At 40.3% G+C, this 16921-nt stretch carries 21 protein-coding genes; 16 read left to right on the top strand and 5 right to left on the bottom strand.

Annotated features, from left to right (window positions below):
* Positions 1-19: 19 nt before the first annotated feature.
* Genes KO534_RS02710 through KO534_RS02690 form a run of 5 tightly spaced genes read right to left on the bottom strand, consistent with a single transcriptional unit; the run spans position 20 to position 3062 of the window.
* The gene (locus KO534_RS02710) at positions 20-334 is read right to left on the bottom strand and encodes an STAS domain-containing protein (RefSeq protein ID WP_215926964.1); all 315 of its coding nucleotides are present in this window, start codon (positions 332-334) and stop codon (positions 20-22) included.
* Positions 335-979, bottom strand: coding sequence for an MlaC/ttg2D family ABC transporter substrate-binding protein (locus KO534_RS02705; protein WP_354667897.1), 645 nt, complete (start codon positions 977-979; stop codon positions 335-337). It abuts the gene before it with no gap.
* Between the two features lie 27 nt (positions 980-1006).
* A complete protein-coding gene (gene mlaD / locus KO534_RS02700) occupies positions 1007-1474 on the bottom strand; it encodes an outer membrane lipid asymmetry maintenance protein MlaD (protein ID WP_215926962.1) in 468 nt (155 codons plus the stop codon).
* Between the two features lie 11 nt (positions 1475-1485).
* Positions 1486-2265, bottom strand: coding sequence for a lipid asymmetry maintenance ABC transporter permease subunit MlaE (gene mlaE / locus KO534_RS02695; protein ID WP_215926959.1), 780 nt, complete (start codon positions 2263-2265; stop codon positions 1486-1488).
* Positions 2262-3062, bottom strand: a complete 801-nt coding sequence (locus KO534_RS02690; RefSeq protein ID WP_215926957.1) for an ATP-binding cassette domain-containing protein — start codon at positions 3060-3062, stop codon at positions 2262-2264. Before KO534_RS02690 ends, mlaE begins: the two co-directional genes overlap by 4 nt.
* A 406-nt stretch (positions 3063-3468) precedes the next feature.
* On the opposite strand from KO534_RS02690, the gene KO534_RS02685 reads away from it, so the two are divergent.
* The 16 genes from KO534_RS02685 to KO534_RS02610 all read left to right on the top strand — a co-directional run bounded on the left by KO534_RS02685 (position 3469) and on the right by KO534_RS02610 (position 16846).
* Entirely contained in the window at positions 3469-4425 is a 957-nt protein-coding gene (locus KO534_RS02685; protein ID WP_215926955.1) for a calcium/sodium antiporter, read from the top strand.
* A 23-nt stretch (positions 4426-4448) separates the two neighbouring features.
* Positions 4449-5408 (top strand): KpsF/GutQ family sugar-phosphate isomerase, encoded by a 960-nt coding sequence (locus KO534_RS02680; protein ID WP_215926953.1) that lies wholly within the window; start codon positions 4449-4451, stop codon positions 5406-5408.
* Positions 5408-5962, top strand: coding sequence for a 3-deoxy-manno-octulosonate-8-phosphatase KdsC (kdsC, locus tag KO534_RS02675; protein ID WP_215926951.1), 555 nt, complete (start codon positions 5408-5410; stop codon positions 5960-5962). Before KO534_RS02680 ends, kdsC begins: the two co-directional genes overlap by 1 nt.
* Positions 5959-6525 (top strand): LPS export ABC transporter periplasmic protein LptC, encoded by a 567-nt coding sequence (lptC, locus tag KO534_RS02670; protein WP_215926948.1) that lies wholly within the window; start codon positions 5959-5961, stop codon positions 6523-6525. The genes kdsC and lptC overlap by 4 nt, the downstream gene beginning before the upstream one ends.
* Positions 6488-7036 carry a lipopolysaccharide transport periplasmic protein LptA gene (gene lptA / locus KO534_RS02665; protein WP_215926946.1) on the top strand — a complete coding sequence of 183 codons (549 nt, stop codon included), beginning with the start codon at positions 6488-6490 and terminating at the stop codon, positions 7034-7036. The genes lptC and lptA overlap by 38 nt, the downstream gene beginning before the upstream one ends.
* Positions 7036-7761: an LPS export ABC transporter ATP-binding protein gene (lptB, locus tag KO534_RS02660; protein WP_215926944.1), complete on the top strand. Its 726-nt coding sequence runs from the start codon at positions 7036-7038 to the stop codon at positions 7759-7761. Before lptA ends, lptB begins: the two co-directional genes overlap by 1 nt.
* 179 nt (positions 7762-7940) lie before the next feature.
* Positions 7941-9434, top strand: coding sequence for an RNA polymerase factor sigma-54 (locus KO534_RS02655; protein WP_215926942.1), 1494 nt, complete (start codon positions 7941-7943; stop codon positions 9432-9434).
* 25 nt (positions 9435-9459) lie between these two features.
* Entirely contained in the window at positions 9460-9747 is a 288-nt protein-coding gene (gene hpf / locus KO534_RS02650; RefSeq protein ID WP_215926940.1) for a ribosome hibernation promoting factor, read from the top strand.
* 34 nt (positions 9748-9781) lie between these two features.
* On the top strand, positions 9782-10225 hold the full coding sequence (gene ptsN / locus KO534_RS02645; RefSeq protein WP_215926938.1) for a PTS IIA-like nitrogen regulatory protein PtsN: 444 nt from the start codon (positions 9782-9784) through the stop codon (positions 10223-10225).
* Positions 10226-11071 carry an RNase adapter RapZ gene (rapZ, locus tag KO534_RS02640; protein WP_215926936.1) on the top strand — a complete coding sequence of 282 codons (846 nt, stop codon included), beginning with the start codon at positions 10226-10228 and terminating at the stop codon, positions 11069-11071.
* Between the two features lie 30 nt (positions 11072-11101).
* Positions 11102-11377, top strand: a complete 276-nt coding sequence (locus KO534_RS02635) for an HPr family phosphocarrier protein (RefSeq protein ID WP_215926934.1) — start codon at positions 11102-11104, stop codon at positions 11375-11377.
* A 230-nt stretch (positions 11378-11607) separates the two neighbouring features.
* Positions 11608-12963 (top strand): magnesium transporter, encoded by a 1356-nt coding sequence (gene mgtE, locus KO534_RS02630; RefSeq protein WP_215926932.1) that lies wholly within the window; start codon positions 11608-11610, stop codon positions 12961-12963.
* Position 12964: 1 nt separating this feature from the next.
* Positions 12965-13852, top strand: a complete 888-nt coding sequence (locus KO534_RS02625) for a DMT family transporter (protein WP_215926930.1) — start codon at positions 12965-12967, stop codon at positions 13850-13852.
* 163 nt (positions 13853-14015) lie between these two features.
* Complete coding sequence (locus KO534_RS02620; protein ID WP_215926928.1) at positions 14016-14921, top strand: hypothetical protein; 906 nt, start codon at positions 14016-14018, stop codon at positions 14919-14921.
* A gap of 46 nt (positions 14922-14967) precedes the next feature.
* Positions 14968-16269, top strand: a complete 1302-nt coding sequence (locus tag KO534_RS02615) for a lipase family protein (protein ID WP_215926926.1) — start codon at positions 14968-14970, stop codon at positions 16267-16269.
* A gap of 25 nt (positions 16270-16294) precedes the next feature.
* Entirely contained in the window at positions 16295-16846 is a 552-nt protein-coding gene (locus tag KO534_RS02610; protein ID WP_215926924.1) for a hypothetical protein, read from the top strand.
* The last annotated feature ends 75 nt before the right edge of the window (positions 16847-16921 follow it).

Here is a 16921-nt window from a genome sequence, read left to right as displayed (position 1 = left end):
CAAGTAAAAAAATAGTCGACTATTGTACCGATAAAAAACTGTCAACGTCGCTAATTTTTGCAAGCTTTATTAAGCTTTCTGGGATATTTTTAAGTTCAACACTTACATTCTGTGATTGGTTGTATTTAAGAAAGTTCATTAGCCAAGCTAAACCCGCAGTGTCAGAGTGGCTGACCCCCGACATATCTAAAGTTGCAACAGAGCCTTTGGCACTATTTTGAGTGTTCTTATCAAGAATTCCCAACGCAGCGGACTTAGCTATAGTATTGCGGTTCAATTCGCCTTCTAAAGTAAAATACCCTTTGGGAGTCTCTGTCACTTGCAAATTAGGCACCTAACTTTCCTTTTCTTCTAAATCAATATTGATAGGTTTACTGATAGTGTTTTTCATTAAATCAATGACTTTCTGTATCCCATCTTTACGTAAAATCGTTTGAAATTCACTTTGCTTACTAGATAAAAGACTAATACCTTCCGCCACCATATCGTAGGCTTTCCACTCATTAGTTTTACTATTTTTACGTAATTTAAATGCCAAATTAATATCCGGTCTACCCGGTTCTTTTACTACAGCTCTAACAGTTACAGTTTTTTCGCCTGTTACTTCACGAACAGGCTGAAACTCGACATCTTGGCCGTCATAATAAGCCATGGCCAAGGCATAAGTAGTAATTAGATATGAACGGAATACACTAATATATTCAGGTATTTTTTCTCTCGGTACTTTTTTATAGTACTTCCCTAATACCTTTAAAGCAGAAAAGCTGTAATCCACATGAGGAATAAGCTCTTCTTCCATCACGGTTCGCAAAAGTTCAGGGTCGACTTCTATAAGTTGACGCTCTTTTTTGATTCTTTTGAAAGTTTTAGTCGCTACATCTTCCAACATTACATAAGGGTTTTGGCTTTCAGCCTGAGCAATACTTGAAAAAAATATCACTACCCCACTCAATAACAAAAGTGTCCATTTGTTTATCACGTTACATTCTCCAAACGACTAGTTCGCTTAGCCGTCGTTGCTACTAAATAAAAATTGACCGATAAGATCTTCTAACACTAACGCAGATTTAGTGTCCTCGATGTAGTCCCCCTGCCCCAAGCTTTCAATGCCTTCCATCGCAAAACCTGGCTGAAATCCAATATATTGTTCGCCTAATAAACCAGAGGTAAGTATAGATACCGAACTAGTTTCCGGAAATTGATCAAATTCTGACAGGATACTCATTGTCACTATTGGTGTGAAATCCGTGCTGCCAAGCGAAATGTTGTCAACTCTGCCTACGGTCACTCCCCCCACCTTCACTGCTGAACGGACTTTCAATCCACCAATATTGTCAAACTTAGCGTACAAGGTATAAGTATCATCACTGCCCGACATACTATTATTAGCCACATTAAGTGCCAACATCAGACCTGCTGCAATAGTTAAGACTACAAATACACCTACTAGTAATTCCGCTTTCTTAGATTTCATTGCCATTTCCTCTACTCAATTCCGAACATTAATGCGGTTAATATAAAATCTAGCCCAAGTACCGCTAACGAAGAAAACACCACGGTTTCTGTTGTTGCCTTACTTATCCCTTCAGAGGTGGGGATAGAATCGTATCCTTTGAAAGTGGCGATCCAGGTGATCACAAAAGCAAACACAATGCTTTTTATGATGCCGTTCACCACGTCTTTATTCCAATCAACTGTCGCTTGCATGATAGACCAGTAACTGCCTGAATCGACTCCTAACCAATCAACACCGACTAAGTGCCCACCTAATATACCTACCGCACTAAAGATAAGTGCGAGCATGGGCATAGAAATAATGCCAGCCCATAAACGCGGTGCGATGACTCGACGTAAAGGATCAACAGCCATCATTTCTAAACTGCTTAGTTGTTCTGTTGCTTTCATCAGACCTATTTCAGCGGTGAGTGCCGAACCTGCTCGTCCAGCAAACAACAATGCGGTAACCACTGGGCCTAACTCTCTCAATAAGGACAAGGCCACCATAGGCCCAAGACTTCCCTCAGCGCCATAACTGACTAAAATGGTGTATCCCTGCAATGACATCACCATGCCAATAAATAAACCCGACACCACTATTATTAGCAATGACTGCACGCCTACTACGTGAATCTGCTTGATTGTCAGTGGTATCAATTTTAAAGGTTGAGGTTTGGCAACAACCGCTCCAAAAAGCATAAGAGTGGCACGACCGAACATTTCTAATCGATTAAGGGTGCTAGCTCCTAAATTTATTAACCAATTCATGATGCACGACCCAAAAATTCCTGAGCAATATCGCTAGCTGGATAATGAAAAGGTACTGGACCATCTGCCTGACCTTGCAAAAACTGCTGTACCAAGGGTGAATCACTGTTTTTTATTTGTTCTGGAGTACCGCTGCCAATCACTTTTTTCTCTGCCAGAATATAAATGTAATCTGCAATAGTTAACACCTCAGTCACATCATGCGTAACAACAACACTGGTTAGTTGTAATGCATCATTTAGGGCTTTAATCAACTTAACTAATACTCCCATTGATATGGGGTCCTGACCTGCGAAAGGTTCGTCATACATGATTAATTCAGGATCTAAAGCAATTGCCCTTGCCAGAGCGGCTCGTCGGGCCATACCACCAGAAAGTTCCGCTGGCATTAAATCTGCTGCGCCACGCAAACCAACAGCCTGTAATTTCAGCATAACTACTGTATAAATAGTGGATTCAGATAACTTAGTATGTTCTCTAAGCGGAAACGCAATATTATCAAACACCGACATATCGGTAAATAATGCGCCACTTTGGAACAACATACTCATTTGTCGACGCACTTCAAATAATCGATTGCGGCGCATGTTAGGGATCGATTCCCCCTTAAATTTGATATCACCTTTATCAGGCAATAATTGGCCCCCCATCAGACGCAACATAGTTGTTTTGCCAATTCCGCTTGGGCCCATTATTGCGGTAGTTTTACCTTTTTTAATCTGAAGTGAAATATCATCGTATATAATTCGACCACTTCTACTAAAGGTTAGATTATTAATTTCAATCAAATTTTCCATTACGATAGGAACATTCCACTTTGGCTAATTGCGACTAGGTCAAAAAACAACCCGACTGTAAGAGCGACTATTGTATTAGTTTTCTGCATGAAATAACAAAGACAAAAAGTAACAAGGTATATAGATTTAATACAATTGTTACTGAATATCAGCTTAACACTAATCTATTGGGTAAAAATGGCTTGAAATCACCTAAGGGTCTAGCGCCATTGTATCCTAAATCAAATATACTTTACCTACTTGGTTTCTTGCTTGTAGATGCATATATCCAATTAAGTTTTATTTACGTTGTTTCTAGACCTCTTAAACAGCCATAATATTACCAAACTAATTTATTTTAACATTCATATGCAAAGCCTTGGCTTTTTGCGACAATTGAAAGTAACTCAACTAGAAGTGAAATTTTGTGATTTTAGAAGCTTGTTATTTCCTGATTTGGCTTATCGTTTTAAGTTGGGGCGCAGATAGATTTGTTTTTGGCGCCTCGGTACTCGCGAAAAATATTGGCGTTTCGCCTATGATTATTGGCCTCACTATAGTCGCAATGGGTTCGTCAGCACCAGAAATTATGGTAGCCGCTACGTCATCTTTTAATGGCAATACCAATACTGCAGTTGGCAACGCTTTAGGCTCCAATATAACCAACATTGCCTTAGTATTGGGATTTACTGCGCTACTTAAACCCCTATCAATTGCGTCAAGTACCTTAAAAAAAGAAATGCCTGTGTTATTGCTAGTAACTTTACTAGCTGTGTATTTCCTTTCAGACTTTCTATTGCTCAAAATTGAAGGGTTAGTTTTGATCATCTTGTTTTTTGTTGTCATAGGAGGCCTAACTTGGGTGTCTTTTAATATGGAAAAAGGCGATCTATTACAACCCGAAACAGAAAGTGAAATTCCTTCTGGCGTACCTACGTCTAAAGCAATCATTTGGCTAGTTGTGGGAATGATTCTTTTGCCTTTAAGTGCCCACTACATGGTGAATTCAGCGGAGATAATCGCTCGATATTTTGGTTTAAGTGAATTAGTGATTGGACTGACTATTATTGCCATTGGTACCAGTTTGCCAGAATTAGCTGCCTGCGTAGCCGGTGTCCTCAAAAGTGAAGACGACTTAGTATTAGGCAACATAATCGGCTCAAATATCTTTAATATTTTGGCTGTATTGGCTATGCCAGGACTTATAGCACCAGGCGTAATAGACGAAAACGCCGCGGTCCGTGACAGTTATGTGATGCTTGGATTAACCATATTATTACTGATATTTAGTTTTAACTTAAAAGGAAGTAGGTGTATAAATCGCGTCGAAGGCATTTGCTTAGTATCATGCTTCTTAGGCTATCAATATTTGTTATTTAGTTAATATAGCGACGTTTGAATCACACTATGATTAAACAATCTGCACTGAGAGTATTGGAAATTGAACAACGGGCAATTGCGCAGATGGAGCAATATATTGACGACGCTTTTGTGCAAGCTTGTCAACTAATCTTAACTTGCAAAGGTAAAGTTATTGTTTGTGGGATGGGTAAATCGGGTCACATTGGCCACAAAATTTCGGCCACACTAGCGAGTACCGGTACACCTGCTTTTTTCATGCATCCCGCGGAAGCCAATCATGGTGACTTAGGTATGCTCAGCGACCAAGATATTTTATTGGCGATTTCTAATTCAGGCGAAACTGGCGAACTTTTAGCTTTAATCCCGGTAGTAAAACGCATGGGTGTCCCTATTATTGCGATGACATCAAATTCTTCCAGCTCCCTAGGAAAATACGCCGACATTAACCTATGTATCAAAGTCGAGCAGGAGGCTTGTTCACTTGGCCTTGCCCCTACCTCTAGTACCACCGCCACTTTAGTTATGGGTGATGCCTTGGCTGTTGCCTTACTTGATGCTAGGGGCTTTACATCGGAAGACTTTGCTTTGTCTCACCCCGGAGGCTCACTAGGCAGGAAACTGTTACTTAAATTAGAAGACGTAATGGTCAAAGAGTCGGCTTTACCTTTAGTAACAAGAGAGCAAACCTTAAGTGAAGTTTTATTGGTTATTTCCCAGAAAGCTTTAGGCATGGCTGGGGTAATAGATGAAAATGGAAAACTGATAGGTATCTTCACAGATGGCGATTTACGTCGGGTGCTTGACGATAGAATCGATATCCATAAAACCCAAATTCAGCAAATAATGACACCTAACAGTGTAACCGCCAAACCTGAAATGCTTGCAGCAGAAGTACTGTCTTTAATGCAAAAACATAAGATAAGTTCGCTGTTTGTTACCCATTCAACAGGCAAACCTATAGGCGCAATCAATATGCAGCTACTACTTCAAGCGGGGATAATTTAATGTCAGCGTTAGATACGCCCTATGGGCCGATTGATAAAACATTCATCATGCAACTAAGGCAAATAAAACTCTTAGCCTGTGATGTCGACGGAGTGTTTTCAGACGGTCGGATATACATGGGTCAAGATGGTGAAGAGCTTAAAGCATTTCATACAAGGGATGGATACGGGATCAAGGCGTTACAAAAAATAGGTGTGCAAGTTGCAGTTATTACGGGACGCAGCTCAAATATGGTAGAAAAGCGTATGTCCGCTTTAGGTGTGCAACATATTTACCAAGGCTGCGAAGATAAACAACCCACCTTACGCGCCTTACAAAAGAAACTCAGTATTGCCATGAGTGAAACCGCTGCAATTGGTGATGATATGCCAGATATGGGCATGTTTCACGTATCTCACTGTAATATTTGTGTACAGGATGGACACCCTGTTTTAGCCGCGCATGCTCATTATAACACTATTACAAAAGGAGGGTTTGGGGCGGTTCGTGAATTATGCGACTTAATTCTTCTTGCCCATGGACAATTAGATACTATTCACGGCGCGAGTATATGAATCGCGTTACCTTATGTATCGCAATATTATTTATTTTAGCTTTAGCCTTGAGTTTGCCTGGATGGCTTTCTGATGAGGAAGTATTAATTGACTCGCAAACAGAAGAAGCTTGGGTTCCGAATTACCAAGCAAGTAAAATGCGCAGTACACTGTATGATAAACTAGGCCAAATAAACCATCAGGTGTTTGCGCAAAAAATGGAACATTTTGATTTACTTGGGTTCACTTTGTTTAAGCAACCTAATTATTTATTGTTCGCACAGTCACTGCACCCATGGAAAGTAGAAGCACAAGAAGGTACTTTGTATGAAGATCAACGCATTCAGTTTGAAACCAACGTTGAAATTACCAGCCTTGATAAACAGGGCTATATACAAGTGATTCGTACCAATTTTGTCGAAGTTAATTTGGAAGACAAAACCATACATTCTGATCAAGCGGTCGAGATTGTTGGCCCCAATTACGTGATAAAAAGTAATGGCTTTACCGCTAGCCTAGAAACCCAAAGATATGAGTTATTAGACCATGTTAAAACTGTTTACCAACCGTCTATACAGCGCTAGTTTTGTAGCGACCTTATTATTTTCAGCTAACATTCATGCTGGAAAAGACGATTTTACTAAGAAAATTGAGCTAGCCTCCTTGTACCAAAATGCTGATGGCATTGCCAAAAGGGCTTCGTACCAAGGTAATGTTGTGATTCAACAAGGGTCATTAAAAATTAGTGCCGATGAATTACAGATCGATGCCAGCAAAGGTGAAGGCAACGAAATTTTTATTGCGACAGGCAAACCAGCCAAATACTCTCAACAACAAGAAGATGGCAGTATAGTTACTGCACAAGCAGACAAAATTGAATACCACCGCCAAACTCGTTCACTTTCTTTAGACGGAAGTGCACAAATAAAACAAAATTCCAGTAGTGTGAAAGGTGAATCGATTAAATTTAATATGGAACTTGAGCAAATCATAGCCCAAGGCAGCGATCAAGATAGTGGCCGTGTTATCACAACTTTCCAGCCAGTATCAAAACCCAAAGAAGTCGAAACAAAACCACAGGATAAGCAACCTTAATGGCCGTTTTAAAAGCCACACATTTAGCCAAGTCTTACAAATCAAGACAAGTTGTACGGGATGTCAGTATTGAGGTGACAACTGGCCAAATTGTAGGTTTATTAGGGCCAAATGGCGCAGGGAAAACCACTACTTTTTATATGATTGTTGGCCTGGTCCCTTTAGATAAAGGCGACATTTATATTGATCAACAATCACTCACTTTACAACCTATGCATGTTCGGGCCAGGCAAGGGATAGGTTACTTACCTCAAGAAGCGTCAATATTTAGAAAGTTAACCGTGTATCAAAATCTGATGGCTATATTGCAAACTCGCAAAGAACTTTCTAAGGAACAGCGGGAACAGCAAGCTGACGCATTATTAGACGAATTTAATATCAACCATATTCGTAATAGTTTAGGGATGAGTTTATCTGGCGGTGAACGCAGAAGAGTAGAAATCGCCCGAGCGTTAGCTGCCGACCCAGAGTTTATATTATTAGACGAACCTTTTGCGGGTGTAGACCCTATTTCGGTCAACGACATTAAAAAAATAATTCAACAATTAAGGGATAGAGGGCTAGGGGTACTAATTACCGATCATAACGTCCGAGAAACTCTAGATGTATGTGAAAAAGCATATATAGTTAGCCATGGTGAATTAATAGCATCTGGCACTGCGGAAGAAGTTTTGAGTGATCAACGTGTAAGAGATGTATACCTAGGTGAACAATTCAGGCTATAGTTAAGCTCAAGATTATTTCAAGGTATTGAAATTTCGGCACAGCTAAAAAGTAGACTTGCTTGGCAATTATTGTATTTCTAAATAATTGAAGTGAGACTACTTAGACAACAAAGCTGTAATTTCTAAAATGAAGAGTTTAACTCGGCTGATAACAACAACAGATTAGACATAAGAAGTAAATGAAACCCTCTTTACAGTTAAGATTTAGCCAACAACTTACAATGACACCACAACTGCAGCAAGCAATTAAGCTGTTGCAGCTATCTACTTTGGACTTACAAACTGAGATCCAAGAAGCGTTAGATTCCAATCCTTTATTAGAGGTAGAAGAGCAAAACGATACTTCTAACGGTGAAAAAGCACTTGAAACCAATCACAGCGCTGACAGCAATGATACTGCAAGCGAACAAGTAGAAGTTAATGTAGATAGTGTCGAAAGCGGTGATGCGCTGCAAAATAATGACATCCCAGAAGACTTACCTTTAGACAGCACTTGGGATGAATACTTGAGTACTTCATCGGCCCCCGCGTCTATGAGTAGTGCCGGTTCAGCAGGTGATGACGACCAAGTTTTTCAAGGTGAAACCACCGATAACATCCAAGATCATTTGTTGTGGCAAATGCGTTTAACGCATTTTAGCGACACTGATATTGCAATAGCCATTGCGATTATCGACTCCATCGATGAAGCAGGTTATTTGACAATCAGCATCGAAGAAGTGCTCGCCAGTATGGATGATGAAGATATTGAACTGGACGAAGTGGCAGTAGTACTAAAACGTATTCAGATGTTTGACCCAGTTGGTTCAGGAGCACGCAGTGCGCAAGAATGTTTACTGATACAACTACAACAATTTGGCCCCGATACGCCTTGGTTAGAAGAAGCCAAAATGTTAATTACTGATTACTGCGATCTTATAGGAAGTAAAGATTACCGCACCCTTATGCGTAAAACCCGTCTTAAGGAAGAAGAGTTGCGGGAAGCGATGCGTTTATTGCAAACACTTAATCCTAGGCCCGGCACCGCTATAGTAACGGGAGAATCCGAATACGTGATCCCAGATGTCTCTGTGGCTAAGAAAAACGGTCGTTGGACAGTAGAACTCAATCCTGACAGTTTGCCTAAACTTAATGTAAACCAGCAATATGCAGCAATGAGCAAAAGTGTTAAGAGCTCTTCAGATAGCCAATTTATTCGTTCACATTTACAAGAAGCTAAGTGGTTTATTAAAAGTGTCGAAAGTCGCAACGAAACCCTACTAAAGGTGTCTAATTGTATAGTCCAGCAACAAATGGGCTTTTTCGAACATGGTCCTGAAATGATGAGACCTATGGTACTAAACGATGTAGCAGAAATGGTAGATATGCACGAGTCCACTATTTCAAGAGTTACCACTCAAAAATATATGCATACTCCGAGAGGTATTTTTGAACTGAAATACTTTTTCTCGAGTCACGTAGCCACAGATGTTGGCGGAGAATGTTCATCAACTGCTATTAGAGCATTGATTAAGAAGTTAGTGGCAGCAGAAAAACCCAGTAAACCTTTGAGTGACAGCAAGATTGCACAATTGTTGGCCGACCAAGGTATTATGGTGGCGCGGCGAACAATAGCAAAATACCGGGAATCATTAATGATCCCACCGTCAAACCAACGTAAGAGCCTACTTTAGGCTAATTGAAGAAGGAATAGGCGATATGCAAATTAACCTTACCGGTCATCATGTAGATATTACAGATTCTTTAAGAGACTACGTCGACAACAAATTTACCAAACTAGAAAGACATTATGATCATATAAACAACGTATATGTGATCCTAAACGTGGAGAAGCTAAACCAAAAAGCTGAAGCCACATTGCACCTCAGTGGAACGGAGGTGTTTGCAACGTCTGAGCATTCAGATATGTACGCAGCAATAGATGCTTTAATCGATAAACTTGACCGACAAGTGATTAAGCACAAGGAAAAAATTAAGCGCCATTAATCGCAGTAACGGTTAACTACAATTAGAATCCATAATGGAAATTAAAAATATTCTACACCCTGACTGCACTTTGTGTGCAGTTCAGGGAAGCAGCAAAAAGCGAGTTCTTGAACTCATCAGCCAAATTGCTAATCAATATTTAATAGATATTGATCAAGCGACTATATTGTCTAGCCTGACTTGTAGAGAAAAAATGGGCAGTACAGGCATAGGTAATGGCATTGCGTTACCACATGGTCGCCTAAAAGATCTAGAAAATGTCATTGCTATTGTAGTCACTACCGAAAAACCAATCGATTATGACGCCATAGATAATGCGCCAGTTGACGTGTTTTTTGCTATTTTAGTACCCGAAAATAAAGCCTCCGAACATTTAGGCACTTTGGCAGCCATAGCAACAAAACTGAATAATAAAGAAACATTAGGTCGTATGCGTCATGCTAAAACCAATGAAGAATTATTTGAGGCGCTGGACTAAATGAAACTCATCATAATTAGTGGACGTTCCGGCTCAGGTAAATCAATTGTGCTGCGTTCCCTTGAAGATCTTGGTTATTATTGTGTTGATAACATCCCCGTCAATCTTTTACCTACATTAACTCACACTGTTGTCGATGAATACGATCAAGTTGCGGTGAGTATCGACGTACGTAATTTACCCAAAAACCCCAATGAGTTAGTAGAAATATTGGACTACCTGCCGTCAACGTGGGACATGACTATACTTTATTTAGATGCAAGTGATGATGTATTAATCAAACGATTTAGCGAGACTAGGCGCTTACATCCTTTATCAAAACAAAATAAATCTTTAGCTGGAGCAATTCGTTCAGAAAGTGAATTACTGGCACCTATTGCAGAACGAGCTGACCTCTACTTAGATACGGATCAACTATCAGTTCACCAACTAGCAGAATTAGTTCGCGAACGTATTCTAGGTAAAAAGAGCTCAAGGTTAGTATTGGTATTCGAATCTTTTGGATTTAAACATGGCATTCCCAAAGATGCAGACTATGTTTTTGATGGTCGATTTTTGCCTAACCCTCACTGGGAACCTGACCTCAAACACTTAACGGGTTTAGACGCACCTGTGCAGATATTCTTAGGCTCACAACCCATAGTGACAAAGTTTATTTGGCAAATTCAAAACCTGATTTCTACTTGGCTGCCCCATTTAGAACGTAATAACCGCAGTTATGTGACTGTGGCTATAGGTTGCACAGGTGGCCAACATCGCTCTGTTTATGTGACAGAAACACTAGCGAAAACCTTCACCGATTCACACCCTGATGTGCAAATTCGGCATCGTGAGTTAAACCGCTAACTAAACCGTTATTAAGAGTATAGAAATCTTATGCCTAGTTTCGAAAGAACAGTTGTGATTGTTAACAAGTTAGGTTTACACGCGCGGGCGGCGACTCAACTTGTACAGTTAACCAATAAGTTTGAAGCCGAAATTACTTTACATCAAGGTGATAAACAAGCGTCAGCAAATAGTGTTCTGGGATTAATGATGCTTGAGAGTCATCAAGGTAAAGAAGTCCGAATAGTCTGTGCAGGTAAAGATGCAAAGGCGGCATTAGATGCAGTAGAAACATTGATTGCGACTAAGTTTAACGAAGAAGAATAGTGATTTTATTTAACTGCTTAAAGTGAATTTTTGTTTCTATATTGGCTTACACGGCTACCTATTTTATCTTGAATGTTCGGATTAACTTTTTCACTTTGATTGCCAAGTATATTTCCCACTCTAAAGTGAAATATGTGCTGATCAACTAGTAAGCATAGATTAAACTACCATCCTAATAAAAATATCTAACAACACCCTATCTTATTCAAATGAGTAATTTTATCTAAATCATGCCACATACCTTCGAAGCCAAAAGCAGTCACAACCAACTTCATGATATCAATGAAGCCTTAGGTAGTGGTCAAACAGAGCTTGCCAAAGATATGCTGCATCAGTTGCAACCTGGTGATCTTGCTTTGCTTTTGGAATCGAGCCGCAGCCGCAATCGCTTGGATATTTGGCAACTGATTCCACCTGATCTATACAGTGATGTGCTTGAAGAACTGTCTGATGATGTACGTAATGGCATTATCAGAACAATGCTACCTGATAAGGTTGCTGATGCGTTAGAAGAAATGGACACCGATAACCTTGTTGATACTCTTCATGGTTTACCACAAGAGGTGTCACAAGATTTATTAGCTGCCATGGACGAGCAAGATAGAGTACGGGCTGAGCTAGGATTATCTTACGGTGATGAAACCGCAGGTTTTATCATGAATACCGATGCCATTACACTTCGACCGGGTATTAATGTAGATGTAATTTTGAGATATCTGCGTCTTAAAGGCGATATGCCAGAGCATACAGATACCTTATATGTGGTAGATCGTGATGACAAACTAATGGGTGGTGTAGCACTCACTCGGCTGATTACTGCGGCCGCGGACACCCCTATCGAGTCACTAATTAAGAGTTCTGAAGCCATTCCCGCAGCCATGATGGATAATGAAGTCGCGAGTTTATTTGAACGTTACAACTGGCTATCAGCACCGGTAGTAGATGAAAACAACAAATTATTAGGTCGTATCACCATTGATGATGTGGTGGATATTATTCGCGAAGATGCCGAACACTCTATGATGAGCATGGCTGGCTTGGACGATGAAGAAGACACTTTCGCACCAGTAGTCAAAAGTACCCAACGTCGTTCGATATGGTTGGGAGTGAATCTAGTAACAGCCCTTATGGCAGCAGCCGTCAGTGACTTATTCGAAGCAACCTTAAGTCAGCTAGCAGTGTTGGCTATTCTCAATACCATAGTACCTAGCATGGGTGGCGTAGCAGGTAATCAAACCCTTACCCTAGTTATACGTGGGATGGCATTGGGCCACGTTAATTCGGCAAACGCTAGATGGTTGGTTAGTAAAGAACTTGCCATTGGGTTTTTAAATGGACTGATATGGTCGATACTGATTGCATCTGTCATTGCCTTGTGGAAACAAGACTTGATGTTAGGCGCGGTGATTGCGTTTGCCATGATGATCAACATGGTCGCTGCGGGGCTAGCCGGAGCAAGTTTACCTCTCATAATGAAAAAATTAAAAATTGATCCTGCCCTTGCCGGTAGTGTTATTTTAACAACCATCACCGACGTTGTGGGAATATTTGCATTTTTGGGCTCGGCTACTTGGTTGTTAATGTAGTATGAGTCCAATCCGCATTATGGTCCTAACCCTCTTAGCTTTGCTTGCCTTTGCAGCCAATTCTGTATTATGCCGTTTGGCATTAAATGCAGAGCAAGTTAACCCTGCAGATTTCACCGCAATTCGCTTACTCAGTGCCTCACTAATTTTAGCAATCATTATTATTGTCAGAGACAAATCAGTCATTCGCAAAATGAACCACCATGGTAGCCACGCTGGGGCTTTGTTTTTATTTATTTACGCTGCGGGCTTTTCTTATGCGTATATCTCTCTAAGCACTGCAACTGGAGCGCTAATATTATTCGCTGCAGTTCAATTCACCATGCTCTTTAAGGGCTGGTTAGCAGGTAATAAAATGGGGGTGCAAGAAACTATTGGTATATTACTCTCACTAGTTGGATTTGTTTATTTTGTATTTCCAGAACTTGAAAAGCCAAGCATGATGGGTTGTTTGTTAATGATTTTGTCAGGCATTGCTTGGGGTTTGTATAGCTTAATAGGGGCAAGGTCAACTAAGCCATTATACGATACCGCTAGTAACTTTATTCGGCTGACTCCCATATCCATTGTTGGTTTGATCTACTCCTATTTTTATTTTGATATGAATATTAGTACCCAGGGACTGCTTTACACTATTGCATCAGGCGCCTTAGCCTCTGGAGTGGGCTACACCCTTTGGTATCAAGTTTTACCTAAATTAAAACCCAGTATTGCCGCAGTATCCCAACTATCAGTACCAATTTGGGCTGCTTTAGGAGGAATAGTCTTAGTAAATGAACCTATTGATTTGCATCTAGCAATATCCGCAATCGTCATTCTAGGTGGCATATTGCTGGTGATTCTTGCTAAAAATAACCGCGCAATAAAAAAAAGTTCCTTTAGCCAATAGTCAGTCACTATCTAGAGCAATTTGGATAAATAGTAAAATTTACAAAATAGCTTTGTATGAAAAGTGATGATAGTTTATCGTTCTAGTTTAAATGGGTTGAAATTCAAACATGATGATTGATTATGTCCAGAATGATAGTCAGGTTTCTTAAGGAGAGGCAATCGTGATTAAACGATCATCAAAGGTGGTAGCGTTTCTTCTGACCTTAATTGCCGGTATTCTTATTTTAAATACTGCAAATGCATGGAGCTTTGATATGTTTTCCTTTTTTTCTAAAGACAAAGCTACAGCTACTGTTGTGCATGCTTCTTTAGACTCCAAATTAACTGAATTAACTAGCCTGCCTTTTGACTCCAATCAAACCGGAAGTCAAACCACAAGTGCCATAAAAGCAAAGGTACAAGGGGAAGCGTCAATCACTCTCACCAAGAGTGAAGGTTACATAGAAACGGCGCAAGCTGCCTTTATATGTGAATCATCCTCTCCTGTAGCGCTGGTCAACGATCAAAAAAGCGCCCGTTTCGATGTTTGGGAGCTCGATTCAATGCACTCCCTTAAGCCCATTAGAAAAGTCACCACCAACCAACTCAGCACTGCTTCTAACAACTGGATAAACTACAGCGTGGTGGATTTAACGTGTTTACCACAACAGCAATTACTTGTAGCGGTCAATTATTACGACCCTCGTTCAAAAATAGCGCTTTATCTATATGACGTGGGGAATAAACAATTTAGTCTTTTTTCAGAAGCAGAATCAAATGCCCAAAATTTAGATAAATACTTTGAAAAGAAAGACCTAAAAAGTGGCGAGTCAATTCTACTTTACTACAGCGAGACAAAACGAAAGTCTGCTGAGATTTATCACAATTATTTTAACAATATTGTCCTGTTCTCGGATCACTACCCTCAAGGCATCGAAGTTCTCAAACTTAGTATAAATGACGGTAATATCGAACAGTGGCAAGTTGTTGATAAAAAGTTACTTTTACACACAATAGACAATCGTAATAACAAAGATCCAAAGACATTTTATTGGTCATTAGATCTGTCAAAGGTTTTAATCAATTAACGCAGCGACGTAAAGTTATTGCTTACTCGCTCAAACGGAGTTTGAAATGCCCATTGCTGACACCCTTACCCCCAAAGAAGCGGCACATATTGCGACAAATAGCTACTTCACCTTAAAAGACTGGATAAACAATGAACCCACTGCAGGAGTGGAATCCAGAGCAAACATCCACAACCGAGTGATTGGTTCTGGGAACGCTGGAACAGGAGGCCATGCTAATACGTCATTGCAATCTACCGCGATGGCGTCTTCAAAATTAGGCAATGTGCATACTGCGACTACTGGTTTTGGTACCAGTTCGGGTTTTGGTTACACCTTAACCTACCAAGCAGCCGGTAAAAAACACCTTGTAATAGCCAGTCGTGGCACCCGCCCTGAGATGAGTGGAGCGCCAGACATTATCACTGATTTGCGCGCAGCCGCGGCGCCTTTTGGCAGTTTTGGTGCAGTGCATAAAGGGTTTAAACGCACGTTTGATAGTATACAAACTAGTCTTAAAAGAGACACCACTTTAATTTCGCAAGCAGACGTAGTGCACTGCGTCGGCCATAGTTTAGGCGGAGCAGTAGCTACTTTAATAGCGGCTGATATTGCGTCTTCCAGAAAAGACGTAAAACTCTATACCTTTGGTAGTCCCAGAGTAGGTTGCTTAAATACCTATTCGTCCATAGAAAAGGCGATTGGAGTAGACAACATATATAGAGTCAGTCATGACCTTGATCCAATCTCGTTGATTGCACCTTACCCTTATATACATTTGCAACCAAGACCTAACGATCCCAACAATATGACGATGTTGTCACCCACCGGAAAGCTATTAAGTACCGCAAATCATGATATGCGAGAATACATTAATTCTGTGGGGCTGTTAGGCTGGGATCAGGTGCGTAGAGCCTCGAACGCAGTAGATCATGATAACGCGCTTATTTCGCGATGGTTATTACATGATACTAATGATGCAGGCTGGGTGGCTTATGCTTCAGCAAAAACCTTATCGATATTGTTTAAACTGTTTAGTCATGTGTTAAAAAGTATCAGTTCAGTACTAATATTAGGACTAACAGCTGTTGATTTGTTGGCTGAAATATTACTAAAGGGACTCAATAAATTAAAAGTATTGGGTCAAAAAATCTTTACTTTACTTAAACATGCGGCTGTTTGGGCGGGCATTAAAGCCGTAGAAGGTTCTGACTTTACTGCTGGTATTATAAAAAGAATTTTGTCAAAAATGTTGTCTACACTGCGCACTTTAGCGGCAAATTCACTCGCCTTTATTAGCCGAAATATTACTCCGATGACCATAGGTTTAGGAACGGCATGGGCATTATCAGCGGCGTCAAATTTGTAGTCAATGAACATATAAGCGCAAAATAATGATTGCTAAACAAACATTTCACTATTTGTACGTCAATGCGAATTGCCTCACTGAGTTGGCACTTCGCAGTTTACCCGCTGATTTGGATTCTTTACTCGATGATTTGCAGCCTATCGATGACACTGAGCTTGCAAACGAACTAGAACTCGATACTAATTTAGAGGATCTAAATTTTGCGGCGATGGAAGGATTAGACTTTTACGATTCTGATGTTGAAAGTCCTATCATTGAACCAGAAGCTCCTACTGTGGAGTCAAACAGAGATGCTGAGGCTCAAACAGCCCCCCCCCAAGAGGAGTTTAACATTGAAACTTACATGGCAAATGTTTATGGGCTTGAAGACCAGCTAGCTGAACGTATTGACGCGGCATACGCGCAAATTGATCACGATGAATTTCAAACATTGCTAAATTTACTACCCGCTGAACTCCCTGCCATAGATAAAAAATTAACTGGCGAAGAGATGACGCTATGGCAACAACAATATGCCAATGATGTTGAAGCCATTAATAACTTGCTTATCGCCATAAGACAGTTAGATTTTACTTAACCTTAAATTACTGACAGCATAAGCCGGAATAACCAGTAGTGCTGTTTTTAATTTGCCTAGCTTCTAGCTTCTAGC

The sequence above is a fragment of the Paraglaciecola arctica genome (assembly GCF_018861065.1).
Lineage (GTDB): Bacteria > Pseudomonadota > Gammaproteobacteria > Enterobacterales > Alteromonadaceae > Paraglaciecola > Paraglaciecola arctica_B.
Note: the sequence above shows the minus strand (reverse complement) of the source record. Positions and strands in the feature narration are given on the sequence as shown.

Bases quoted from the DNA above. Each gene is read 5' to 3' on its own strand.
- mlaD (WP_215926962.1), bottom strand. From the start codon at position 1,474: ATGAAATCTAAGAAAGCGGAATTACTAGTAGGTGTATTTGTAGTCTTA.
- mlaE (WP_215926959.1), bottom strand. From the start codon at position 2,265: ATGAATTGGTTAATAAATTTAGGAGCTAGCACCCTTAATCGATTAGAA.
- KO534_RS02690 (WP_215926957.1), bottom strand. From the start codon at position 3,062: ATGGAAAATTTGATTGAAATTAATAATCTAACCTTTAGTAGAAGTGGT.
- KO534_RS02680 (WP_215926953.1), top strand. From the start codon at position 4,449: ATGATTAAACAATCTGCACTGAGAGTATTGGAAATTGAACAACGGGCA.
- kdsC (WP_215926951.1), top strand. From the start codon at position 5,408: ATGTCAGCGTTAGATACGCCCTATGGGCCGATTGATAAAACATTCATC.
- lptC (WP_215926948.1), top strand. From the start codon at position 5,959: ATGAATCGCGTTACCTTATGTATCGCAATATTATTTATTTTAGCTTTA.
- lptA (WP_215926946.1), top strand. From the start codon at position 6,488: ATGTTAAAACTGTTTACCAACCGTCTATACAGCGCTAGTTTTGTAGCG.
- lptB (WP_215926944.1), top strand. From the start codon at position 7,036: ATGGCCGTTTTAAAAGCCACACATTTAGCCAAGTCTTACAAATCAAGA.
- KO534_RS02655 (WP_215926942.1), top strand. From the start codon at position 7,941: ATGAAACCCTCTTTACAGTTAAGATTTAGCCAACAACTTACAATGACA.
- hpf (WP_215926940.1), top strand. From the start codon at position 9,460: ATGCAAATTAACCTTACCGGTCATCATGTAGATATTACAGATTCTTTA.
- ptsN (WP_215926938.1), top strand. From the start codon at position 9,782: ATGGAAATTAAAAATATTCTACACCCTGACTGCACTTTGTGTGCAGTT.
- rapZ (WP_215926936.1), top strand. From the start codon at position 10,226: ATGAAACTCATCATAATTAGTGGACGTTCCGGCTCAGGTAAATCAATT.
- KO534_RS02635 (WP_215926934.1), top strand. From the start codon at position 11,102: ATGCCTAGTTTCGAAAGAACAGTTGTGATTGTTAACAAGTTAGGTTTA.
- mgtE (WP_215926932.1), top strand. From the start codon at position 11,608: ATGCCACATACCTTCGAAGCCAAAAGCAGTCACAACCAACTTCATGAT.
- KO534_RS02625 (WP_215926930.1), top strand. From the start codon at position 12,965: ATGAGTCCAATCCGCATTATGGTCCTAACCCTCTTAGCTTTGCTTGCC.
- KO534_RS02615 (WP_215926926.1), top strand. From the start codon at position 14,968: ATGCCCATTGCTGACACCCTTACCCCCAAAGAAGCGGCACATATTGCG.
- KO534_RS02610 (WP_215926924.1), top strand. From the start codon at position 16,295: ATGATTGCTAAACAAACATTTCACTATTTGTACGTCAATGCGAATTGC.